General features: G+C 62.5%; 20 protein-coding genes and 1 pseudogene. 7 read left to right on the forward strand and 14 right to left on the reverse strand.

Annotated features, from left to right (window positions below; all coding sequences use genetic code 11):
* Positions 1-113: 113 nt before the first annotated feature.
* Genes ACSHWJ_RS04380 through ACSHWJ_RS04395 form a run of 4 tightly spaced genes read right to left on the reverse strand, consistent with a single transcriptional unit; the run spans position 114 to position 4,447 of the window.
* A complete protein-coding gene (locus tag ACSHWJ_RS04380) occupies positions 114-977 on the reverse strand; it encodes a carbohydrate ABC transporter permease (protein WP_017366259.1) in 864 nt (287 codons plus the stop codon).
* Positions 974-2,242 carry an extracellular solute-binding protein gene (locus ACSHWJ_RS04385; protein ID WP_017366260.1) on the reverse strand — a complete coding sequence of 423 codons (1,269 nt, stop codon included), beginning with the start codon at positions 2,240-2,242 and terminating at the stop codon, positions 974-976. The genes ACSHWJ_RS04380 and ACSHWJ_RS04385 overlap by 4 nt, the downstream gene beginning before the upstream one ends.
* A 25-nt stretch (positions 2,243-2,267) precedes the next feature.
* On the reverse strand, positions 2,268-3,740 hold the full coding sequence (locus ACSHWJ_RS04390) for a HAMP domain-containing sensor histidine kinase (RefSeq protein ID WP_017366261.1): 1,473 nt from the start codon (positions 3,738-3,740) through the stop codon (positions 2,268-2,270).
* Positions 3,737-4,447 carry a response regulator transcription factor gene (locus ACSHWJ_RS04395; RefSeq protein WP_017366262.1) on the reverse strand — a complete coding sequence of 237 codons (711 nt, stop codon included), beginning with the start codon at positions 4,445-4,447 and terminating at the stop codon, positions 3,737-3,739. Before ACSHWJ_RS04395 ends, ACSHWJ_RS04390 begins: the two co-directional genes overlap by 4 nt.
* Positions 4,448-4,635: 188 nt before the next feature.
* Here ACSHWJ_RS04395 and ACSHWJ_RS04400 point away from each other — a divergent pair, with 188 nt between their 5' ends.
* Positions 4,636-5,757: a lactonase family protein gene (locus tag ACSHWJ_RS04400; protein ID WP_017366263.1), complete on the forward strand. Its 1,122-nt coding sequence runs from the start codon at positions 4,636-4,638 to the stop codon at positions 5,755-5,757.
* A gap of 221 nt (positions 5,758-5,978) precedes the next feature.
* Here ACSHWJ_RS04400 and ACSHWJ_RS04405 read toward each other — a convergent pair whose 3' ends face one another.
* The 6 genes from ACSHWJ_RS04405 to ACSHWJ_RS04430 all read right to left on the reverse strand — a co-directional run bounded on the left by ACSHWJ_RS04405 (position 5,979) and on the right by ACSHWJ_RS04430 (position 13,465).
* Positions 5,979-9,119 (reverse strand): efflux RND transporter permease subunit, encoded by a 3,141-nt coding sequence (locus tag ACSHWJ_RS04405; protein ID WP_432539438.1) that lies wholly within the window; start codon positions 9,117-9,119, stop codon positions 5,979-5,981.
* 41 nt (positions 9,120-9,160) lie between these two features.
* Entirely contained in the window at positions 9,161-9,775 is a 615-nt protein-coding gene (locus ACSHWJ_RS04410) for a cation transporter (protein WP_026046067.1), read from the reverse strand.
* Between the two features lie 27 nt (positions 9,776-9,802).
* A complete protein-coding gene (locus ACSHWJ_RS04415) occupies positions 9,803-11,038 on the reverse strand; it encodes an efflux RND transporter periplasmic adaptor subunit (RefSeq protein WP_017366266.1) in 1,236 nt (411 codons plus the stop codon).
* Positions 11,035-12,252 (reverse strand): TolC family protein, encoded by a 1,218-nt coding sequence (locus tag ACSHWJ_RS04420; protein ID WP_026046068.1) that lies wholly within the window; start codon positions 12,250-12,252, stop codon positions 11,035-11,037. Before ACSHWJ_RS04420 ends, ACSHWJ_RS04415 begins: the two co-directional genes overlap by 4 nt.
* 108 nt (positions 12,253-12,360) lie before the next feature.
* Entirely contained in the window at positions 12,361-12,720 is a 360-nt protein-coding gene (locus ACSHWJ_RS04425) for a hypothetical protein (RefSeq protein ID WP_026597577.1), read from the reverse strand.
* A gap of 310 nt (positions 12,721-13,030) precedes the next feature.
* The gene (locus ACSHWJ_RS04430; protein WP_154656649.1) at positions 13,031-13,465 is read right to left on the reverse strand and encodes a hypothetical protein; all 435 of its coding nucleotides are present in this window, start codon (positions 13,463-13,465) and stop codon (positions 13,031-13,033) included.
* Between the two features lie 174 nt (positions 13,466-13,639).
* On the opposite strand from ACSHWJ_RS04430, the gene ACSHWJ_RS04435 reads away from it, so the two are divergent.
* The gene (locus ACSHWJ_RS04435) at positions 13,640-14,566 is read left to right on the forward strand and encodes an FIST N-terminal domain-containing protein (RefSeq protein WP_017366270.1); all 927 of its coding nucleotides are present in this window, start codon (positions 13,640-13,642) and stop codon (positions 14,564-14,566) included.
* Complete coding sequence (locus ACSHWJ_RS04440) at positions 14,539-15,609, forward strand: ABC transporter ATP-binding protein (RefSeq protein WP_017366271.1); 1,071 nt, start codon at positions 14,539-14,541, stop codon at positions 15,607-15,609. Before ACSHWJ_RS04435 ends, ACSHWJ_RS04440 begins: the two co-directional genes overlap by 28 nt.
* Here ACSHWJ_RS04440 and mobA read toward each other — a convergent pair.
* On the reverse strand, positions 15,594-16,202 hold the full coding sequence (gene mobA, locus ACSHWJ_RS04445; RefSeq protein ID WP_017366272.1) for a molybdenum cofactor guanylyltransferase MobA: 609 nt from the start codon (positions 16,200-16,202) through the stop codon (positions 15,594-15,596). The two genes, ACSHWJ_RS04440 and mobA, sit on opposite strands and share 16 nt — an antisense overlap.
* 16 nt (positions 16,203-16,218) lie before the next feature.
* Between mobA and ACSHWJ_RS04450 the strand changes: the two genes are divergently transcribed.
* From ACSHWJ_RS04450 to ACSHWJ_RS04460, 3 genes and pseudogenes are all read left to right on the forward strand, one after another.
* Positions 16,219-16,683 (forward strand): DUF302 domain-containing protein, encoded by a 465-nt coding sequence (locus ACSHWJ_RS04450; RefSeq protein ID WP_017366273.1) that lies wholly within the window; start codon positions 16,219-16,221, stop codon positions 16,681-16,683.
* A 31-nt stretch (positions 16,684-16,714) separates the two neighbouring features.
* Positions 16,715-17,176 carry a hypothetical protein gene (locus ACSHWJ_RS04455; protein WP_017366274.1) on the forward strand — a complete coding sequence of 154 codons (462 nt, stop codon included), beginning with the start codon at positions 16,715-16,717 and terminating at the stop codon, positions 17,174-17,176.
* A gap of 236 nt (positions 17,177-17,412) precedes the next feature.
* A pseudogene (locus ACSHWJ_RS04460) lies at positions 17,413-17,697 on the forward strand (transposase); the annotation flags it as partial.
* A 49-nt stretch (positions 17,698-17,746) separates the two neighbouring features.
* Here ACSHWJ_RS04460 and ACSHWJ_RS04465 read toward each other — a convergent pair.
* The 3 genes from ACSHWJ_RS04465 to gndA all read right to left on the reverse strand — a co-directional run bounded on the left by ACSHWJ_RS04465 (position 17,747) and on the right by gndA (position 20,952).
* Positions 17,747-18,289, reverse strand: a complete 543-nt coding sequence (locus tag ACSHWJ_RS04465; RefSeq protein WP_017366275.1) for an META domain-containing protein — start codon at positions 18,287-18,289, stop codon at positions 17,747-17,749.
* A gap of 9 nt (positions 18,290-18,298) precedes the next feature.
* The gene (moaA, locus tag ACSHWJ_RS04470; protein ID WP_017366276.1) at positions 18,299-19,330 is read right to left on the reverse strand and encodes a GTP 3',8-cyclase MoaA; all 1,032 of its coding nucleotides are present in this window, start codon (positions 19,328-19,330) and stop codon (positions 18,299-18,301) included.
* Positions 19,331-19,434: 104 nt separating this feature from the next.
* On the reverse strand, positions 19,435-20,952 hold the full coding sequence (gene gndA / locus ACSHWJ_RS04475; RefSeq protein WP_017366277.1) for an NADP-dependent phosphogluconate dehydrogenase: 1,518 nt from the start codon (positions 20,950-20,952) through the stop codon (positions 19,435-19,437).
* A 155-nt stretch (positions 20,953-21,107) separates the two neighbouring features.
* Here gndA and ACSHWJ_RS04480 point away from each other — a divergent pair, with 155 nt between their 5' ends.
* Positions 21,108-23,066 (forward strand): trypsin-like peptidase domain-containing protein, encoded by a 1,959-nt coding sequence (locus ACSHWJ_RS04480; RefSeq protein ID WP_017366278.1) that lies wholly within the window; start codon positions 21,108-21,110, stop codon positions 23,064-23,066.
* Positions 23,067-23,126: the final 60 nt, after the last annotated feature.

Genomic DNA, 23,126 nt, shown 5'->3' on the forward strand with positions numbered 1-23,126 from the left:
ACTCTTAACAAAAAATTAAGAAGAAGGCCCGGTCCATCGTCCATGGCCAGCCAAGTTTGGGCGGCAAAGCGCCGAAGCAGTGAGTAGCCGATGCAGCGGCTGGACCCTAAGGGTCACTTCCGCTTCTGCAACGCGAGGAATACGGCGGACAACAGAACGATGCCAAACAGGACGAAAGCGATCGCGGAAGCATAGCCCAGATTCCACCAGCGGAATCCCTGCTGATACATCAGCAACGCGATGCTGAGCGTGCTGCCGGCTGGACCGCCCTGGGTCATCACATAAGGTTCGGCGAACAATTGGAAGTGGCCGATCATGGTGATCACGGCGACGAACAGGAAAGTCGGCGCGAGCAGCGGGAGGGTGATATAGAGGAACTGCTGGCGGGCGCCGGCGCCGTCGATGCTGGCCGCCTCGTACAGCGATTCGGGAATGCTCTGGAGGCCGGCGACGAACACGATCATGTTGAAGCCGAAATTCTTCCACACCGCCATGAGGATGATCGCCGGCATCGCCCAGTCCGGATCGCCGAGCCAGTCGACCGGTCCGATGCCGAACCCGCCGAGCAGGTAGTTGAGAACGCCGTAGCGCGGCTGATACAGGTAGCGCCAGACCACCGCCACGGCCACCAGGGTCGTCACCACTGGCAGGAACAGCAGCGAACGGAACAGCCCCTTGAACGGGGTCAGGCGGTGATTGACCAGCAGGGCCGCCGCCAGCGAAACCAGCACCGACAACGGGCCGCCCACGGCCACGAAATACAGGGTATTCCAGAGTGCGGTCCAGAACTCCGCATCGCCGAACAAGCGGCGGTAGTTGTCCAGACCCACGAATCTGAGCCGTCCGATGTCGGCCAGAGCGTAAATGTCGAAATCGGTGAAGCTGAGACCCAGCGCCGCTCCGACCGGCAAGAAGAAGAACACCACGAGCAGCGCCAGCGCCGGCGCTACGAACCAGAAGGCGGGATTGAACCTCATCGCCCCCGCTCCAGCAGCCAGCGGCGTTTTTCCAGTATCCGATCCACTTCATCGTTCAAGGCCTCCAGGCCCCCCAACGGAGCCATTTCACCCCGAGCAGCCTTCTCGGCATATGCCGCGATGCGGCTGGCAATCCGCTCCCACTCCGGGATTTTCGGAGGCGGAAGCAGACGGTCCATCTGCCTCCGGAAGGACTGCGCCTTGTGGTCCCCGGCCAGGGCGGGATCGGTCCAGGCCGTCCGTCCCGGCGGCAGGTCGCCGGTGAGACGATACAGGCGGATCTGCTGCGGCGGAGCGGTCAGGAACTCGATCAGCTTCCAGGCCGCTTCCTTGCGCGTGGACCCGGCGGCGAGCGCAAGACTGGCCCCGCCGGCCAGAGAGACTCCCGGATAGGAACCGTCGAAGGACGGCAAGGGCGCGGTGTCCCAGGCGGAGGCGTCGAGATCGGCCAGCCGCCGCCGGAACTCGCCGAGGTTCCACGGCCCAGTGATCAAGGCGGTGAAATAGCCGCGCCCGAACTCCCGATAAAGATTGGCCACCTGGCCGGAGGTTTCCGCAGGCGCCAGTTTTTCCCGGAACCAGCGCAGGTAAAAGTCGAACGCCGCCCTGAAATCGGGATGGAGAAAGTCGCCGTGGCGATTCCCGTCCCTCAATAAAACCGCCCCCTGCTGCATGGCGAAAATTACCGGAACCTCCCATGCGTCGATGGGAAGGAACAGCCCGAAATCGCCGTGGCGTTCGCGGACGCGGATCATGGCCTCGAACCAGGCATCCCAGCTCCGCGGCAGTACCGCAACTCCGGCAGCCTCCAGCAAGTCACGGCGGTAAAACAAAATGCGCGTGTCGACATACCAGGGCACCGCCAGCATCCTGCCGTCGACGACAGCCGCATCCAGCGGCCCTTCGAAGTAGTCGCCTTTCCGCCCGGTGTTCTCGAACCGGGCGGCGACATCCTCCAGTGCCCGGAGCGCGGCGAATTCCGCTATCCAGGTGTTGCCGAGCTGAAATACGTCCGGCAGGTTGCCGCCGGCATAAGCCGTCAGCAGCTTTTCGTGCGCGGCACTCCAGGGAATTGGCTGGACCTCGACGCGAATCTCCGGGTTCCGCCGCTCGAATTCGCCGGCAAGCTCACGGGCCACTTCGCCCTCGCTGCCGAACGCCCAGAATTCCACGACCTCGGCGTTTTCCGCCGGCTGGCAGCCGTTCAGAAACACGGCGCAGGCCAGGAGAAACGAAGGGGCGCGGGGATGCGTGATCCGGCTCATCGGAAAATACGGGCCCACCGGTCTCTCAAGCCGGCGCCGGCAGGCTGAACGTGAAAACCGCTCCGCAGCCATCCCCGCTCAATGCCTCGATCGTACTTCCATGCAGTTCCAGCATCCGCTTGCTGATAAGCAGACCCAGCCCGCCCCCCATATGCCTTCCGGAATCCCGGCGCAACGGCGAATCCCGTTCGAACAGGCCTGGCAGAAGTTCGCTGGCGATGCCGGCACCGCTGTCCTCCACCCGGACCGTCACCCTGTCGCCGGCTTCACGCCTCAGCGTCAAGTCGATCTGACCGCCCTCGGGCGTGTGGCGCAACGCGTTGTCGATGAGGTTGGTCAAAACCCGCTCGATCATCGCGATATCGGCATAGACCAAGGGAATGCGATCGCGAAACCGGGCGGCAATCCGGACTCCTTTGGCATCGGCGGCCAGCTCGAATTTCTGCGCCACGTCCTGGACAAGCTCCTGCAGGGAGAAACGCTCGAGACTCGGCCGCACTTCCTCGCATTCCAGCTTCGCCAGTTCGAACAGCTCCTGAGCCAGGTGCGCCACACGCCGGCTCTGCCGCACGGCGACCTCAAGGTACTGTTGCCGTTCCGCCGGAGAAAGCCGGTCGGACTTCCGCAGCATGGTTTCCAGATAACCCTGCATGGAAGTGAGCGGGGTGCGCAGGTCGTGCGACACATTGGCGACCATTTCGCGCCGCAGCGTGTCCTGGGACTTGATATGTTGCACCTGCGCGGCGATGCGCTCGGCCATCCGGGAGAATGTCGCGGCGAGCCGGCCGATCTCGTCGGGACTGTTTTGCAGCGCGCCATCCAGTTGCAAGGTGCCGGAAAAACTCGCGTCGTCGAAGGCGGCGATCGTCCGTGTCAAGGCGTCCAAACGACGGGTCACCAGCGAAAACAGGCCCAACCCGGCAACCAGGGTCAACAGCAACGCCCCCGCTCCCGTCCACATGACACTCTGGAACACATGCCCCTGCCAGACGTCTTCGGCCAGCCTTTGGTACTCGTCTCCGGCCAGCACGATGTATAGGTAACCGATGATTTGCCCATCCCGATTCAGCGGTGTGGCGCTGAATATCTCGCGGCTGTCGGGGTGGCGCGGATTGTCCCCTTTCACGGGCAGCGCATCGCCTCCGAGAAGGCCGCGCAAGGGGGCCAGGGAAACCTCCTTCAGCCGAACCCGCCCCGGCGGCGCATCGTAGGCCAGAATGGCTCCCTTCGCGTCCAACAGATAGAGTTCGATGCTGGGGTTGACGATCATGAGCATGTGGAACAGCTCGCTCACCGCCTTGCCGTCGAACCCCTCCCCTTTCGACAGGGGCCAGTGGCTCGCGATGTGTTCCGCCAGGCCGCGGCTGAGCCGCTGGATGATTTCCTGCTGGTGATTTTTTGCCGCGACCAGATCGAGCCCGCCGCACAAGCCGCCGAAGAGGAGAACCAGCGCGGCGAAGGTGAGCGCGATGCGGCTGTAGAGCGACCTGAATTTCACGGGCGATTCTCCCCAAAATCCACGAACTTATAGCCGACACCCCAGACCGTCTGGATGAATTCGGGCCGTCCGGGATCGCGTTCGATCTTCGCACGCAGGCGATTGATATGCGAATTCACGGTGTGCTCGTAGCCGTCGTGGCTATAGCCCCACACCCGATCCAGCAGCGCGAGGCGGGTGAATGCCTGACCGGGATGGCGGGCGAAGAACAGCAACAACTCGAACTCCTTCAGCGTCAGGGCGACGGGCCGACCTTCCAGCATGACGGAATAACCGACCGGGTCGATGGTCAGCGGCCCACGAACGATGACGCCGGCCTTTGCCTGCGACTCCCGTTCCATCGCTTCGACTCGTCTGAACAGGGCGCGAATCCGCGCAATGAGTTCGGGGATGGAGAAGGGTTTGGTCAGGTAGTCGTCAGCCCCGAGTTCAAGGCCCAATACACGCTGCGTTTCCGTGGACTTTGCGCTGATGATGACGATCGGCTGGTAATGGGGCATGCGCCGGACTTGACGGCAGATTTCCAGGCCGTCGATGCCGGGAAGCATCAGGTCCAGAACCAGGAGGTCGAAACGGTCGGCCTTCAAACACGCAAGTCCGCCGATACCGTCTCTTGCGATCTCCACGGCGTAACCTTCATCCCGCAGGTTGATGCCGAGCATGTCCCCGATGTCGGTATCGTCTTCGATGACCAGGATGCGTTTCATTGCCGGAGCCGGACTCCCGCCGATCGGATGGTGTGGCCTCAATTATCGGCACGCCGCAAGGTACAGGCCAGTCACATTTATTTGAGCGCTCCGTGATGAATTCGTGATTTTTGGCCACGCACAATGGCCACGCCCGAAAAGCCCGTGGCTTACCGGGGGAACCTTTTTCGATTCACACGAGGCCTGTCATGAAGACCCTATTCAAGCTCACCTTCACCGCATTTGCGTTCGCATCGCTGATCCCGGGCATTGGCCTGGCCGATCCCGACAAACGCCCCAAATTCGCCGGAAATCCGCCGGTGGAGACGGTATACACGCTGTCCAACAATGCCGATGGAAACGAGGTGCTCGCATTTCACCACCACGGCAACGGCCAAATGGAGCCGGCAGGCCGCTTCGCCACCGGGGGAACCGGTACCGGCTCCGGACTCGGCAACCAGGGTGCTCTGGCACTGAGCGCAAATGCGCGGTACCTGTTCGCCGTCAATGCGGGCAGCAACGACTTATCGGTGTTCCGGATCGACCGGGACGGGCTGCAACTCATCGACCGCGCCGGTGAGGAAGGCACCACCCCCGTCAGCGTGGCCGTCGGCCCGAATCGGGTCTATGTCGTGAACTCGGGAGACGATTCCATCTTCGGCTTCCGCTTCGACCACCGCACCGGCAAGCTGCACCCCCTGCCCGAATCCCACCAGAAGCTCAGCGGAGACGGCACGGCACCGGCCCAGATCAGCTTCGACCGCGGGGGCGACGCCCTGGTCGTCACCGAAAAAGCGACCAACAAAATCACGACATTTTCTCTGAACGAGGACGGCAGCCCGGAGGCCAGGCATTCGATCGATTCCGCCGGATCGACGCCCTTCGGCTTTGCCTTCGGCAAGCGCGACCAGTTCTTCGTTTCCGAAGCCCAGGGCGGTGCCCCGGATGGCGCGACCGTGTCGTCCTACCAATTGCTGGAAGACGGAACCGCCCAATTGATCGATGGAGCGGTCGCGGCCGGACAAACCGCCGCCTGCTGGCTGGCCACGACACCCACGGGCCGCATCGCCTTCACCGCCGATACCCCCGCCAACGCCATTTCCGCATTCTCAATCGATGCCGCCGGCCGTCTGTCGCTGTTGCACACCCGTGCAGCCGAGGAAAACCGGCCCACCGACCTCGCCGTTTCTACCGACGGCCGAATGCTGTATACCTTGAGCGGTGGCGACCACAGTATCGGCGTTTACCGCATCCTGAAGGGAGGCGCGCTGCAAAAGCTCCAGAGCCTGGGCGCCCTGCCCCCAGGCATCACCGGTCTCGTCGTCCGCTAGCAGGTAGATCGCTCGCGGTGCCTGGATCAACAGCGCGGGGCCTGACGTCCCGCGCCTGTCGCCGCCTGCTGGATCCGCCGTGATTGCCATGACGAGGAACCGCTGTTGTCGAATGGCCGCCGAGTCCGAGTAAGGTACTACTCCGCCGATCTACGTAAAGCCGCGCGGGAATTCCATGCCGGCGCCAACCTGATCAGGTACTGCCCCCTATCCCGGTCACCTCAAGCCCTTGCCTCTTCGGCGATCGACTTTATGTCGCCGTGCCATCGCCAGATGACGTAAATCGCCGGAATGACCAGCAATGTCAACAACATGGCCGAACCTATGCCGCCGATCATGGGTGCCGCCAGGCGCTTCATCACATCCGCGCCGGTACCGGTCGCCAGCATGGTCGGGAACAGGCCAACGATATTGGCCAGGCCTGTCATCATCACCGGCCTGATGCGCTCCCTGGCGCCCGTCTGCACGGCTTCCACCAGATCCGCCAGCGAATGTAGTTGGCCGGCGTCCCGACGCCGCCGGACAGCTTCGTCGAGGTAGGCCAGCATGACCGCGCTGGTTTCAGCGGCGACACCGGCCAGAGCGATCAGTCCCACCCACACGGCGATACTCAAGTTGTAACCGAGCCCGTACAACGCCCATACGCCGCCCACAAGCGCCAGCGGCACACCCAGCATGACCATGAGGGTTTGCGCCACTGAACGGAAGGTGAAGTAGTACAGTACGAAGATGATGGCCAGCGTCAACGGCACGAAAATCGTGAGCCTTTGCCGGACCCGCTCCATGAATTCGTATTGTCCGGACCAAATCAGGGTATAACCCGCGGGCAGCTCGATTTTCTCTTTCACCACGCGCTTTAAGTCTTCCACGTAACCGCCTACGTCCCGCCCGGCCATGTCCGCATAAACATAACCGGACAACATGCCGTCCTCGTCGCGTATCATCGCCGGCCCGCTGACCATCCGTAAATCGGCGAGCTGGGCGAGGGGCACCTGGGCACCGCTGGGCGTACTGACGGTCAGACGGCCCAGTTTGTCCAGGTCATCTCGCAGTTCCCGGAGATAGCGCAGATTGACAGGATAGCGCTCGCGCCCCTCGACGGTGGTGGTGATGCTTTCCCCTCCGATGGCGGACTCGATGATCTTGCCCACATCCATGACGGTCAGCCCAAAGCGGGCGATCTCGTCGCGCTTGATCGCGAAGTCCAGGAAATAGCCGCCAGAAACCCGTTCCGCGTAAACGCTGCGGGTGCCGGGGACCGCCTTGGCGATCATCTCGATGGCTTTTCCGATCTCCTCTATCTTTTTGAGATCCGGCCCGAAGATCTTGATGCCTACGGGGGTGCGCACACCGGTGGTGAGCATGTCGATGCGCGCCTTGATCGGCATAGTCCAGGCATTGGTCACCCCGGGGAATTGCAGCGCGCGATCCATTTCGGCGATCAGGTCTTCGTAGGTCAGTCCTTCTCGCCACTGCTCCTTCGGTTTGAGCTCCACCACCACCTCCATCATGCTGAACGGGGCCGGGTCGGTGGAGGTCTCGGCACGGCCGGATTTGCCGAACACATGCTCGACTTCGGGGAATGCCATGAGTTTGCGATCCATCTGTTGCAGGAGCTGCCCGGCCTCGGTCACGGCGATGCCCGGCAGCGTGGTCGGCATGTAGAGAATGGTGCCTTCGTACAATGGCGGCATGAATTCCGAACCCATGCGCTGGAACGGTACGGCGATGCTGGCCATCAACAGGAGGGCGAGTACCACCACCAGCGCCCGATAGCGCAGCGCCAGCCTCAGTATCGGGACATAAAGCGCTTGCAGGATTCGGCTGACCGGATTGCGCCGCTCCGGAATGATCCGGCCCCGAATAAAAAGGGATAGAAGAGCCGGGATCAGCGTAACGGCCAGCACCGCGCTCATGGCGATAGACAGGTTCTTGGTCAGCGCCAGAGGTTTGAATAATCGGCCTTCCTGAGCCTCCAGGGTGAACACCGGCATGAAGGCAACGGCGATCACCAGGAGCGAGGCGAAAATCGGCGGACCAACCTCCTTGGCGGAATCGATGAGGACCCGATTGCGCTCCGCCACCCCTCCACCCCGCTCCCATTCCTCCAGCCGACGGTGGGCGTTGTCCACCATGACGATGGACGCGTCCACCATATCGCCCACGGCGACGATGATGCCGCCGATGGACATGATGTTCAGGCCGACACCGAGCCAGTACATCGGGATGAACGCAATAAGGATGGCGAGAGGCAGAGTGATGATGGGAATCAAAGCGGAGCGGATATGGAGCAGAAATCCGATGATCAGTACGCTGACGACGACCAGCTCTTCGGTCAAATTCTCGGCGGCCGTTGCCACCGATTCCTTGATCAGGTCGCTGCGGTCGTAGGCGGTGACGATCCTGACACCCTTGGGGAGAGAGGGCTCGATTTCCTTGAGCTTGGCCTTGACGCGGTCGATCACCTCCAAGGCATCTTGGCCGTAGCGCATGATGACGACGCCGCCTACCGCCTCGCCCCGGCCGTTCCATTCCGCCAGCCCACGCCGCATATCCGGACCCAGGGTAACCGTGGCGACCTCGCGCAACAGGACGGGTGTTCCGTTCGGATTCACGCCTACCGCAATCTGCTCGATATCGGCGGTCGATTTGATATAACCGCGACCCCGGATCATGTATTCCACCCCGGAGAACTCCACGACACGCCCCCCCACATCGAGATTGCTCATCCGCACTTTCTCGATGATCTCATTGAGGTTGAGCCGGTACGCCAGTACCTTGGTGGGATCGAGATTGATCTGGTACTGGCGCACGAAGCCCCCCACACTGGCGACCTCGGCCACGCCGTCGACGCTCCGCAGCCAATAGCGCAGATACCAGTCCTGAAAGGAACGCAACGAACCCAGGTCTTGCTGGCCGGTTTCATCCACGAGGGCATACTGGAATACCCAACCCACCGCCGTAGCATCCGGGCCAAGCTGAGGTGTCACCCCTTCCGGCAGACGTCCCGAGAGCTGGTTGAGATATTCCAGTACACGGGAGCGCGCCCAATAGATGTCGGTGCGGTCCTTGAACAGGATGTAGACGTAGGAGTAACCGAAGTCCGAAAATCCCCGCACGACCGTCACATTGGGTGCGGACAGCAACGCGGTGATGATGGGATAGGTGATCTGGTCTTCCACCAGGTCCGGCGAGCGCCCCATCCATGGGGTATAGACGATCACCTGAGTGTCGGATAGATCCGGCAGGGCGTCGATGGGGGTGTTCCTCATGGCCCAAAAGCCGCCGGCGGCCAAGCCAAAGACCAACAGAAAGACGATAAAGCGGTTCTTGGCGCAGAACTCGATGAGTTTTTCTACCACACGGTTACCTCATGGTTCCGATCCGAAGGTTCGCGTCAGCGTTAGCTTGCCGCTCTCATCTCCGCCTTTGCTGCGGTCATGACGCCAAGGGCGGAGCGCATCAAGAGCAGCACGAGACAGGACGCGACGACGATATCGGGCCAGCCCGATCCGCTGAACCAAACCGCGCCGGCCGCGATAAAAACGGACAGATTCGATGCAATGTCGTTTCGCGAACACTCCCACACCGAACTCATATTCACGTCGTCACGGCGATGGCGCCATAGAAGGAACAGGCAAAGGGAGTTGGCGGCAAGGCCTAGAAGGCTAAAGCCGCCCATAACCTCGAACAGGGGGATGGTGGGGGCACTCAGTTTGAAAGCTATTTGAACGGCCACGGTGCAGGCGGCCAGAAAAATGAGCCCGCCTTTGAACAAGGCTACTTTGGCCTTGACGACACGCTCCCTTGAAACGGCATGAAGGCTAAGGCCATAGGTCAGCGCGTCTCCGAGATTATCGAGACTGTCGGACAACAGGGCGGATGACTTTCCATAGAAGGCAGCGGCGACGATGACCAGGAACATCGCGGCGTTGATGCCGAGAACGATCTGTAACGTTCCTCGCTGTCGTTCGCGCAGCCGATCCAAAGAACAGCCGTCATCGCAACAACCACTCATGAGAAAAAACCCCGATCGATAAAAAAGTTAATGTTTCATGCCAGGCATGCCACCGACCGCCGATTTCAACCGACTTTCGGAGTCGATGAGGAAATTCGCCGAGGTCACGACGTGTTCGCCTTCCCGAGTACCCTCCAGGACTTCCACCCAGTCTCCGCTGCGAAGCCCGATCCTGGCGTTACGCCATTCGAGCCGACCGCCGCCGAGATGGATAAAAATGATCTGCCGCTCCCCGGATTCCAGGACCGCATCCTTGGGCACGACCAATCGCATACCGAGTGGAATCTTCAGTTCCAGATTGGCGTACATGCCGGGTTTGAGCCGTTCGCCCGGATTGTCCAACTCGAAGCGAACCTTGGCGGTGCGGGTCTGCGGGTCTACCGTGGGATAGATGAAGCCAATGCGCGCCTGGAGAGAGACTTCCGGCACGTAGGACAGACTCACGCTGGCGACTTGACCGACGGAAACGAGGGGCATTTCGTACTCGTAAATGTCGCCCATGATCCAGATGCGGGACAGATCGGCGATCGTGTACAACTCATCCCCCGGCTTTGTCTGCAAGCCCTCCACCGCCATCTTGTTGATGACCGTGCCGCTGCGTGGCGCGTGGATCGGCAAGGTCGTCCATACCTTCCCCGTACGCTCCAGGTCACGGATATGGCTTTCGTGGATGTCCCAAAGCAACAGCCTGCGGCGTGACGCTTCCAACAAGGCGCTTGCACCGGCCGCAACTTCCGGGAACTCGCTTTCGCCCAAGGTTTCGATGCTGCGAAGAGCAATCAGGTACTCCTCTTGGGTAGCCACCAGTTCCGGGCTGTAAAGCGTGAACAAGACTTGGCCCCGTCTGACCGACGCTCCAGTGGTATTGACCAACAGCCGATCGATCCAGCCTTCCAGCTTGACGGTGACACGGGAGAGCTGCCGCTCGTCGACCTCCACCCTGCCCACCGTGCGGATCGTCCGCTCCAGGAGGCGCCGCGCCGCGGGCTCGAACTTGACGCCGACGGATTGCAGCCGCTCCGGGCTGATGACCAGGGAGTTTTCAGGTGCCGTCGAGGTTTGTACATGGCCTGCATGATCTTCCCCTGTCGCGGGAAGCTCCACCGCCGTTCCACAATCACCCTGAGCCGGTTTTTCCGTTCCATCGGCGGGCGATGCCTGCCGTAGGTTCGGGTGATCCGCGCGGAAGAGCAGGACCAAGGCCAAGGTGACGACCGACCCCAGGACTGCGCCGACAAGCACGTCCCGATAGCGAAAGGTCACGGCGTTTCTCCGATGATGGCTTCCAGCCGCGCCAGTGCCTTCTCGTGCTCGGTTATCTCGCCGTGAAACTCCAGTTCGTTTTCCTGAAGCGTCAGCAGGCTGTTGAGAAGGGTGAGGAAATCCACTTTGCCGACCGCATAGCTGGCCTGGGCGGAGGCCAGCGTAAGCCGGGACTGGGGAATGATGCCGTCTCTCAGCAGCCTGACGAGTTGCTCCGCCCGCTCGGCCTGCGCCACGTTGTCTTTGATCCGGGCCAACAAGTCCTGACGCAGCGCTTGCAGATCCTGAAAAACAGCCTCGCGGCTGGCGACAGCCTCGCGCACGCCTTGCCGCTGTTTGGTGGCGAAATAAAGCGGAACCTGAACGCGCAACATGACCTGGTAGCCTTCCGCATGCATGGCGGTATCGTGTTGTCCCCGTGCATCCAGTTCAAAGTCCGGATAATACTGCCGGTTCGCCAGCGCGACGGCCTGATTGCCGCGTTCGAGACCCTTCTGTTGGCCGCGCAGCAGCGGGGAGCCCTGCTCCAGCAAGGTGTTCAACTCCGTGAGCGCATGCCTCATCGGCGTGATCCGAATTTCCTGCGGGGCGCCCAAAGGATCGCTGGGCAAGCGGTTCAGGATGCGGTTGATTTCGGCATGCAGAGACTGCCTGCGCTGCTCGAGTATGGCCAAGCGGGCCAATAGACGAGATATTTCGGTCTGCGCCCGCAAGATGTCCTGCTGGGCGGCCTGTCCGACCGAATAACGTCCCTCCGCGGTTTTCGCGAAACCCTCCAGCAGAGACTTGTTCTTGGTGATGACCTGGTTGGATTTATGGATGAAACAAAGTTCGTAAAACAGCTCTTTCAAGCGCGCGATGACAGTCAACTGGGTCGCCAGATAATCCTGTTCGGTACGCTCGGCTTCGCGTGAGGCAATTTCACCCTTGAGAGCCAGTTTGCCGGGAAAGGGGATTTCCTGGCTTATCCCGTACATCGGGCCCTTCATCGGGGCTATATCGGTGTACCCGACGGCAATCTTGGGGTCCGGCAAAGTTTGCACCTGCGGAACCACCGCTCTGGCGGACTCCCATCGCTGGCGCATGGCGTGAATCTCCGGGTTATGGTCCCGCGCCTCCTGGATCAATTGCTCCAGTGACACCTGCGGGAGGTTCACCTGAGTGGCAGCGAAAACGGGCCACATCAGCCCCAACCAGAGTAATGCGGATTTCACGGCGCCTGTCCTCCGCGCTATATGCCATATCTCATCAATGAAATAACCACCTGGAGTGACGCGACAGACCTGAAAGCCCGCTTCTGCCGCGCCCCTTGGTCTTACCGATCAATTCGCACTTTCGGCCAACTGCCGGTGCGTTTTTGCCATCTCCGAGTTGGCATTCGCAATCTGCTGATAAGATCGAATAATCGCTTCACAATGAGATTGTAAGTTCAAGGCTTGTTTTCCATAAAGATAGCCCCGCGTTTTATATTGCTCGAGCAGCTTCTTGTGCTCGTCAATCTTGCTCACCGCTTCCTGGGCGGCTTGCTCATAATGCGCCGCCAGCGCTTCGTGATCGGCTCTGGTCTTGGCGCTCTGTACCGCCGCGGTCATGTCCATGGGATGAAGATTCGGTTGGGCACAACTCGCCAGCATCCCAAGGACTATAGCAACTGGCACTAATGTTTTGATCATTTTGTTCATGGCATACCTCATTGACCTATTTTAGATTGATTACCGGATTATTTATTCAAACACAACATATTATTAACTGTCCGCCTAATGTTACCTCCTTGATTTCTGCGTGATGTTCGGAAAACGGACCTGCGACCTCTGATGGCATCCGTTCAGCCCCCGGTTTTTTGCGGGCGAACGCGTTCCTCGGATAAGCCCCGATGACATAAAGCGCCGCAATGAACGAATTTGAGTTTGCCGGGTAAATCCGGCGTAACAAAGACATAGCCACTCCTCGTCGTAAAAACCTTATATCTCGAGGCTTTTAGACGGGAAGGGGCTAGTTGAGCAGACTGCAGAATCGATAGATAAGGGGGATTTCGCGCTCTCGCAGCCGGAAATCGCGTGAACGACGCGAGTAACTGCAAATCTCAAGAAGCGCGACGGATATCAGCGTCTGAAGTATAGCCATGGCTATCCAGATAACCAACTCAGGCTGGTTTTCTTTTTTCAGGACGGCATCGTCGTCGCTGCCGGAAAAGGCGTTTATACACGGATGGGCCGCACAATCCAGCAATACCGGGACACGATGACCGCCACCCTCATGCATATGGGAGGATTGGCCCGCACAATCCAGCGAGACAGGATGTTCCTCGGGTGTCACACGCCCGTTGCAGCTCACCCGCAGCAAGGACGACACCTGCAAGGCGATTAACGTCAACGCCAGAAAGCCTATCCAGCATCGACGTCTTCTGTATCTGAACAAGTTCAGCACGATTGGACAATCCCCCAGGCCCGCTTGCATGCTGATCCAGACAGCCAGATATGTCAAGTCGTATACAATTGTAAGGTCACCGCGGTGTCACTTGCATTTATGGATTTTCGCTGTCGGGATAACGCTCATGTCAGCCAGCTCAATCGACGGAATGGCTAGGATATCTGGCCCCCCATGCTCATGAAAAACCGGGATGTCCGCTCAGGCACGGGAGAAGCGGGTTCGTCCTCCATCCGAATCGCACAATCCTGCGCTGAAGACCCCCGCGAAGCCGTGCGTGAATTCCATGCGGGCGTCGCGTCCCAACAGCCGGCACTCGTGACGTTCTTTTGCTCCAGCGAATACGATCTCGATGCGATCGCCGCTGAAATACGCCGCCTGTTCGCCGGAATCCCCGTCGTCGGCTGCACCACGGCGGGAGAAATCGGACCGGCCGGCTACCGCGACCACAGCCTGGCGGGCGCGAGCTTCCATGCGGTGGCGGACATCCTGACCGGTCTGCGGCAATTCGACGGAGCCAGAGCTTATGCCCTGGCGCAAGCACTCCTGCAACGGCTCGAGGTTTCGGCCCCAGGGGCGCGTCCGGAGAACGGTTTCGCCCTCTTGATGATCGATGGCCTGTCGGTTCGCGGGGAAGAGGTCGCCCATGTGTTGCAGGACGCTCTGGGCAAACTTCCGCTGATCGGCGGGGCGGCCGGCGACGGCATGAAGTTCGCGAAGACCCAGGTCTATTTCGACGGCCATTTCGACACCGACGCCGCGGTTCTGACGCTTTTCAGCACGCCCTCGCCTTTCCAAGCGTTCACGACCGAACACTTCGCCGTCACCGACGAACGGGTGGTGGTCACCGAAGCCGACACCGCCCACCGCATCGTCCGGGAAATCAACGGACGGCCGGCGCTCCGGGAACATGCGCGGCTGATCGGCGGCACCGACGGCGTCGCGGCATTTCCGGGCCATGGCGACACCGGCGACCTCCTGATCCGCTCCGCCGACCGGGCGCTGTACGCAGCCAAGCATGCCGGCCGCAATCAGGTGAAGTGCTATGCCGGCAACGGATCAGGCGACTCCGCATGGGCAGCATCGCACTCGAAGGCCTGAGCAAAACCTACCCGGGCGGCTTCCCCGCGCTGTCGGACCTGAGCCTCGACATCGCCGGCGGCGAACTCCTCGTCGTCGTCGGGCCCTCGGGCTGCGGCAAATCCACGCTGCTGCGGCTCATCGCCGGGCTGGACCGCCCCACCGCCGGTTCGATCCGGATCGGCGGCACCAACGTGAACACGCTCTCCCCGGCGGCGCGCAATGTCGCCATGGTGTTCCAGGATTACGCGCTCTATCCCAACATGACGGTGCGCGGCAACCTCGAATTTCCGCTGAAGATGCGCCGCATGGGCCGCGCCGAACGCCGGCGCCGGATCGAGCAGGTGGCCGCGATGCTCGAACTTGCGCCGCTCCTCGACCGCAGCCCCGCCCAGCTCTCCGGCGGCCAGCGCCAGCGCGTGGCGATGGGACGGGCGCTGGTCCGCGAGCCCGCGGTGTTCCTGCTCGACGAGCCCCTCGCCAACCTGGACGCCCGCCTGCGCGTGCAGGTTCGCGCCGAAATCGCCGAACTGCAGCGGCGGACCGGGACGACCATGATCTATGTCACCCACGACCAGGTCGAAGCCATGACGCTGGGCCGGCGCATCGCGGTCCTGGACCGCGGCCGGCTGCAACAGGCCGCCTCGCCCCGCGATCTCTATGCGCACCCCGCCAACACTTTCGTCGCCGGCTTCATCGGCAGCCCACCCATGAACCTCCTGCCGGTCCGGCTCGAGCACTCCGGCCGGATCGTCCTCCCCACATTCGGCGGCTGCCCGCTGCCGGGAAGAACGGAGGCGCCGAAACAGACGGCCGTCGCCGGCATCCGGCCGGAAGCTGTCCGGCTGGCGGAACAATCGTCCGAGGGGATCGCCGCCCGCGTCCAGGAGGTGGAATATCTCGGCCATGAAACATTGCTGCATTTCGCCCATGAAGCGGGACCGGCCTGCCTCATCGCCCGCCTCCCCGGCCTGCAGCCCTTTGCCCGGGGCGATGCCGTCCGCCTCAGGATGGCGCCGGAAGACTGGCATTTTTTCGACGGGGCCGGTCAGGCGCTGGGCTGACCCCTGCGCGCTTCCAGTACCTTAAGCTCCTCGAGGGAATTCGCATTCGCGAACAGCTCCGGCACGTCGCTGTAGTCGGTCCGGTGGGTCCGGTGCCGGGCCAGCCAGGCTTCGACCCTGCGCTCCCCCGAAGCCAGAAATGCCTGGAGATCGGCCAGCAGGGACCGCCGCGCGATGAGGAATACCGGATGCAGGCGCTCGCCATCGTGCGCCACCGCGATGTCGCAGTCCGACGTTGCCTGATCCTCGGCCAGGCGTTTCAACATGCAGCCGGTGACCAGCGGCGTATCACAAGGCACGGTCAGAACGAATTCCGTGTCGGCCCAGGCCATTGCGCTCAAGAGTCCCGCCAGCGGCCCCTCGAATTCCCCGCTCGCGTCGGCGATCACCGGGCAGCCGAAGCCGGCGTAAATTTCCCGGCTACGGTTGGCGCTGACCACCACCTGCCCTGCCACCGCCCGCAAGGCATCCAGCGCATAAACCACCAGCGGCCTGCCCCGGAACGGCACCAGGCCCTTGTCGCGGCCGCCCATGCGGCTTCCTCTTCCGCCGGCCAGCACGCATCCGGTAATCTTGGGGGAAGGGTATTTCACGGCGCAAATCCTGACGATGATCGAAAAACCAATGCGGCACCTGCCCCTCCTGGCGGTAGCGGTCTTGTCCGCCTGCGCCTCGAAGCCGGCGGACTGGCGCGCGGACTATTACGAAGTGGAAACCGCCAAACCGTACGCCGACGTGATGGCCGAGCTGGAGCTGGCGATCACCGAGCAGAATTTCCGGATCACCGGCCACAACAAGATCGGCAGTGTGATACGCCAGCGGGATCAGATAGACTTTCCCGATTATGACACGCTGCAATTCTGTAACCTGACCCTGGCCCGGCAGATGCTCGAAATCGAGCCGGCGGCGGTGGCCTGGATGCCCTGCAACGTCGCCGTCCGCTTCGAGGGCGGCCGCACACGGATCACGGCGCATCTCTTGCCCGAAACCACCCGAAACCCGCCCCTCGACGATTTCGCCAGGGGCATGAACGAAAAACTCAAGAAAATCGTCGACTTTGCCGCCGAGAATTAGTTTCCTCTCCTCTCACCGATCCGACACGACCATGAAGAAAACCTTCCCTGCCAGAACGACCCGGCCCGTTGCACTGACCCTGCTGCTGGCGGGTCTGGCTGCCTGTGATCCCCAACCGGTGCAGCCGACGGTCCAGTCCTCCGCCGCTTCCGAGCAGCCCGCCGCCTCCCAGGGCACCGGAGATTTCCCGACGCTGACGCGGGTCGAATACGTTCTGCAGTGCATGCAGGAACACGGCGGTCAAAACTACGACAACATGTACCACTGCGCCTGCGCCGTCGACGTCGTCGCCAAGGCGATGACCCCCGACGAATACGACCAGGCCGTGACCTTCACCAACCTGTTCGGCATGGGGGGCGAACGCGGCGCCGTGTTCCGCGATCCGCCGCAATCCGAACAGCTGCGCAAGAAACTCAAGGACGCCAAGGCAGCCGCGAACGACACCTGTTTCCCAAAGACGCCGGGGAGCGCCGGGGGCCAGAGGGGAGGATAACCGGGAGGACGTGCCCGGGGGTCTGTCCCAAACATCGATGATGCGCAGGCCGTCCATCTCTCCGACCAGGTCCGTCTTGGATAGACGCCCAGAGGCCAGTGGCCACAAGGGGTCGTCTTCAAATACCCCGGATTCCGTGTTCATGACCGATGCCGGACGTAAGCCGTCGGGGAGCTGACCTGCGGCACCGGAAAAGGCCGGCCGTGGCGGGCGTGTCCAGGTCCGGTTCCATGAGGCGCCGGGCCAGGACGCGTTTTCTGACCATTGATGCCCAGAGCTTCAAGAACACCGACGGCGCCGGTCGGAAAGGCTGCGACGCCGGCAAAGAGGTTTCGGCCATCGAGCGTCATCCTGCGGTGGATGCCCAAGGGTTGCCGCATGCCATCGCGATGACGACGGCGGAGGTGACCGATCGCCAAGGCGCGCTACAGGCGATGGACCGCTGTGCGGCCAACCCGATCCAGGTCGGGAACGTATCGGTGGATCGCGGCCATACGGGACGACCGTTTGCCGAGGCGGTCGGGGGTGCCCCTGCCGGTCATGCCTCCGCGGGTCCGCTGCGACCGACGGCTAGTCCGGCAACAGGGAAAAGCTCATTCCGCCGCCGTTGCGCCCCAGATCGAGGAACAAGCGGCCGCCGGACCGATGATAATGCGACGCGGCCTCCAGCGACTGAATGAAGTGCTCGGCGGTCGGCCCCGGCCGGCAGCGCCCGGCATCGGACCGGGTGACGGCGATCACGATCCGGTCGCCGTGGGTCTCATAGATGCCCTCGCCCTTGAGGCATTCGGCCGAAAACTTGAGCCAGCCGTTGGCGAGCAATTGCAAGGTGTATTTTTCCGGTTTGGACACCAGATGCATCTTGCCGTGCTGATCCCAGGACTCCCATCGCCACAGCGGAACGCCGGGCACCGGGGATACCTCCCGACGGTCGGTGGCAAGCGGCTCCGGCGACTTCTGCACGACCGGCCTGGCCGGTTTGGCGGGTACGGGCTGCGGCGCGGACGCTACCGGCGGCTTGCCGGCACAGCCCGCCAAGCACAGCAATATCAGGGAAACGACCGGCCACCGGCCGAACCGATCCGCCCGACGACGGAAACCCCGCGCCGTCATCGCCCCTTTTCAACCCCCCGTGACGTTCATGTGGCGCAGGATCACCGGTCGGGCGGCCAGATCGAAGTCGTGGCGCTCCGGCTTCCGGCTCATGGCCTCCGCGATCACCCCCTTGAGTCGCTCGACATCGCCGGGATGAGCCCGCACGACCCGCTTGAGGTCCACGGAATGCTCGTTGCCCAGGCAGAGCAGCAGCCTCCCTTCCGCGGTGAGCCGCACCCGGTTGCAACTGCCACAGAAATTGTGCGAGTGGGGAGAGATGAAGCCGACCCGGGTGTCGGTCCCGGCGATCCGGAAATAGCGCGACGGCCCGCCGGTGGTTTCGGGGGTCGGCAGCAGGCTGAAGTGCATCTCCAGATCACTCCGGATGGCGTCGCTCGAATAGTAGCCTTCCAGGCGGTCGCGGCCATCGACCCATCCCAGGGGCATCTCCTCGATGAAGCTGATGTCGACGCCCTTGTCCACGGCAAAACCGACCAGATCCGCCACCTCGTCGTGATTGCGGTTCTTCAGGATCACGGCATTGAGCTTGATCCGCTCGAAGCCGGCCGCCACCGCGGCGTCGATGCCCCGCAGGACCATGGCCAGATCGCCCACGCGGGTCAGCGCCCGGAACCGCTCGGGTCGAAGCGAATCCAGGCTGATGTTGATGCGGCGCACCCCACAGTCCTTGAGCTCGGCGGCGGACTGCGCCAGCCGCATGCCATTGGTGGTCACCACCAGTTCGCGCAGCCCCTCGAGCCGTCCGAGCCGCCGCAACAGGTCGAGGGCGCCCTTGCGCACCAGCGGCTCACCGCCGGTGATACGGATCTTGTCGACCCCCAGCGCCACGAACGCGGCGGCGAGGGTGTGAATCTCCTCCAGCGTGAGAATCTGCGCGCGTGGCAGGAAATCCATCTCCTCGCTCATGCAGTACACGCAGCGCAGATCGCAGCGGTCGGTGATCGAAATGCGCAGATAGTTGACGCGGCGGCCGAAGCGGTCGATCAGACCGGAGGGTGGCGCGGAAGTGCTGGCCATGGGAACGAGCGAAACGGTCATGCCGCGTATTCTCCCATCGTTGACCGCGCCTTGAAAGCTCCGGTAGCGGCCGGAAGCTTGCACAGGGCGGATTCGCGTTCCGGCGAACCCTCTCGCGGACACATTCAGCCGCCGGCCTCCGCCTCGGGACGATCCGGCGCCGGCCAGTCGAGATGGAAGAAACGGCCCCGCGGCCGGTCGGTGCGTTCGTAGGTATGAGCGCCGAAATAGTCGCGCTGGGCCTGCAACAGGTTGGCGGGAAGGCTGGCGCTGCGGTAGCCGTCGAAATACGCCAGGGCCGAACCGAAAGCCGGGACCGGCAGCCCGTTGCGGACGGCGAGCGCCACGATTTCCCGCCAGTGGCCCTGGCCGCGATGGAGAGCATCGCGGAAATAGGGATCGAGCATCAGGTTCGACAACGCGGCATCCCGACCATAAGCGTCGGTGATCTTTTGCAGGAAACGGGCGCGGATGATACAGCCGCCCCGCCAGATGCGGGCGATGGTGGCAAAGTCCAGTTGCCAACCATAGGTTTTCTGGGCCTGGGCCATGAGTTGGAAACCTTGGGCATAGGCGCAGATCTTGGCGCAGTACAGGGCATCCCGGACCGCCTCGACCAGGTGAACGGTATCGGCCTCCAACCGGACCTCCGGGCCTTGCAGGACGACGCTCGCGGCCACCCGCTCCTCCTTGAGGGCCGACAGCGCCCGGGCGAAGACCGCCTCGGCGATGGCGTTGGCCGGTACGCCCTGCTCCAGCGCACTGGCCGCGGTCCATTGGCCGGTGCCTTTCTGCCCCGCCGCATCCAGGACCTTGTCGACCAGGAATCCGTCGCCGGACGGGTCCTGCTGCTGCAGGATGTCGCTGGTGATCTCGATCAGATAGCTCGAAAGCTCGCCTTCGTTCCAGTCCCGGAAAATGGATGCGATGGCACCGGACTCCAGACCGCCCAGGTGCTTCAGCAGCCAATAGCCTTCCGAGATCAGCTGCATGTCGATGTATTCGATGCCGTTGTGCACCATCTTCACATAGTGCCCGGCGCCGTTCGGTCCGATCAGGGCCGTGCAGGGCTCGCCGCCGGTCACGGGACGACCGGGCGCCGCCCCCTCCAGCGGCTTCCCGGTGGCCGGATCGACCTTGGCGGCGATCGCTTGCCAGACCGGCTCCAGCAAACGCCAGCTTTCCGCACTGCCGCCCGGCATCAAGGAGGGCCCGAAGCGGGCGCCGATTTCTCCGCCGGAGACGCCGGAACCGATGAAGCGGATCCCGGCGGCATCCAGTTCCCGCTCCCGCCGGATCGTGTCCAGCCAATGGGCATTGCCGCCATCGACGACGAGATCGCCCGGGTCCAGCAGCGGCAGCAGCTGGCCGATCACGGCATCGGTTCCCGCACCGGCTTTCACCAAGAGGATGATGCGCCGCGGCCTTGCGATGGCCTGCACGAATTCCGCCAATTCGGCGCAGGGACGAATGCGTACCCGTGACGGCTCCGCGCGTTCGCAATGGGCCATGAATTCCTGGGTACGCTGGTAGTTGCGGTTGTAAACCGCGATCGTATAGCCATGATCGGCGATGTTGAGGGCCAGATTCTGGCCCATCACGGCCAGGCCGATGAGTCCGACGTCAGCATTCCCGTTCTTCATCACGACAAGCTCCGAAAGGCAAGATTCGGAAGTCACCTTAGAACGCTTTGCGCGGCGAGTAAAGGCGGGAACCTCCCCGGTTTTTGCGCTGTCTGAAAAAAAGTCGGCACATGCACTACTATACGGCTGCGACTTTCTCAACAAGGACTCCGGTCATGAAGCTGCGTTCGCTCTCCCTGGCCATTGCCATCGCAAGCTCTTACCCCGCGTTCGCCGACCGGGCCGAACCGGCGCGGTATCGGCCGGTCGCGCCGCTGAACACGGCAGGCGTCCCGCAGAGCGGTTTTCTCGGCAGTGGCAGCCGGCCTTTCGAACTCGAGGTCCCCACCGTAGTGGCGGACCTCACTCCTGAAAACCCCGGCGAGTTCAAGACCGGCACGGTATATTCGCTGCCCATCCCCGTCACGCCGTCGTTGTCGTACTGGGAATCGGTCGCGGGCGGTCATGCCAGCCGTATCCGGATATCGACGGCAAATGCGGTGGGGCTCCGGCTGCACCTGGTTTTCGGCAGTGTTCCGCCCTCCCTCGAATTGCGCCTTCAGGGCAGCGAGGACGTGACCCTGCCGGCGCCGATCGCCAGCACGGAGATTCATGGAAATGAGCTTTGGTTGCCCGTCACCCGGGGAAGCGACGCCGATCTGGAAATTTTCGTCGGTGCCGACGTTTCCCCCGAGGCACTCGACCTGCGGCTGGACAAAATCAATCTCATCCTGGTGGACACCAGCGGGGCGAGCACTTCGGGCTTCAGCGCCCAAAGTGCAGGACTCGCCCAATACAAGGAATACGATCTCGCCTGCTGGTCGAACGATCCGGCGTATCCTGCGCTGCAGACCGCGGCGGCCGCCACCGCCAACATCCATTTTTTGAGAAAGGGCTCTTCTTATCTCTGCAGCGGCACCCTCCTCAGAGACAAGGGCGATACCCAGACCCCCTGGTTCGCCACAGCCAACCACTGCCTGCCGGATCAGACCGTCGCCGATACCGCATCCTTCGAATGGTTCTGGCAGGCGATAGACTGCAACGCCTACGCCACCGATCCGCGCTACGGCCAGACCTTCGGCGGCGCACAACTGCTTTGGACTGAGTTCAACCGGGAGCCTTCGTTTCTCAGGCTTCGGAATCCCCCCCCGGCAGACGTCTATCTCTCCGGCTGGGATACGGCCATCCATGTCGGGGATGCCGTATGGGGCGTGCATCACCCGCGTGGCGACCACACCATGGTCAGCAAAGGCAAGGTCACGGCGCTGCAGAAGACGTTCACCGACAGCGGCCAGGGGGGAACCCACCTGCTGGACGAAGTGCAATATACCTACGGCGGTACCGAAGGCGGCAGCAGCGGCTCCGGTCTGTTTGCCGTCTCCGGCGGTAATGCGTATTGGAAAGGCTCGCTGTTCGGCGGCTCGGAGAACGACTACCAGGACAGTGTGTACAGCCATTTCGCCGGGTATTACGAGCAGATCAAGCCCTGGCTCACGTCCTGCGCCCTGCCCTGGGGCGGCAGCATCCCGGGCGGCCAAAGCGTCACCGCCTATCAGAAACCCACTGCCACACAATGCGCTGCCGTGGCCGAAGTTCGGACCTGCACCGACGGCCAGCTCAGCGGAAGCCATACCTACGAAACCTGTACCTACGTGGCAGGAGCATCCTGTACCCTGCCTTGGGGCGGCAGCCTGGAAGACGGGCGGAGCGTCACCGCCTATCAGATCGACAAAGCCGTTAACTGCGCATCGGTCGCCGAGGTCCGGCGATGTTCGGACGGCAGCCTCAGCGGCAGCTATGAGCATCAGACCTGCACGAATTCCGCCGACTCCGCCTCCATGACCGTCGTTCATCCTGCCGGCGGCGAAACCTTCACGGCGGGAGAAGTCGTGCCGGTCCAGTGGCAACTGACCGGCTACGGCTCCAAAGCGAAAGTGAACATCGCGTTGTCCAAGAACGGCGGAGCGAAATGGAGTCTCTTGAAGTCCGGCGCCCGGAACAGCGGGAGCTGGAACTGGAAGGTCAGGAAAAGCCAGGCGACGTCTCAGGCGCTGATCCGGGTCTGCCTGCCCATGACCCGGAAAACCCCGGCCATTTGCGATGTCAGCGATGCCGTGTTTACGGTCCAAAAGTGAACCGGTCCGTCCCCCAAGGATTTCCCCAGTGTTTCAACCCTTGAAAGCTCGCCGCCTTGC

It is taken from the genome of Methylococcus sp. S1M, from assembly GCF_051295855.1.
GTDB lineage: Bacteria > Pseudomonadota > Gammaproteobacteria > Methylococcales > Methylococcaceae > Methylococcus > Methylococcus capsulatus.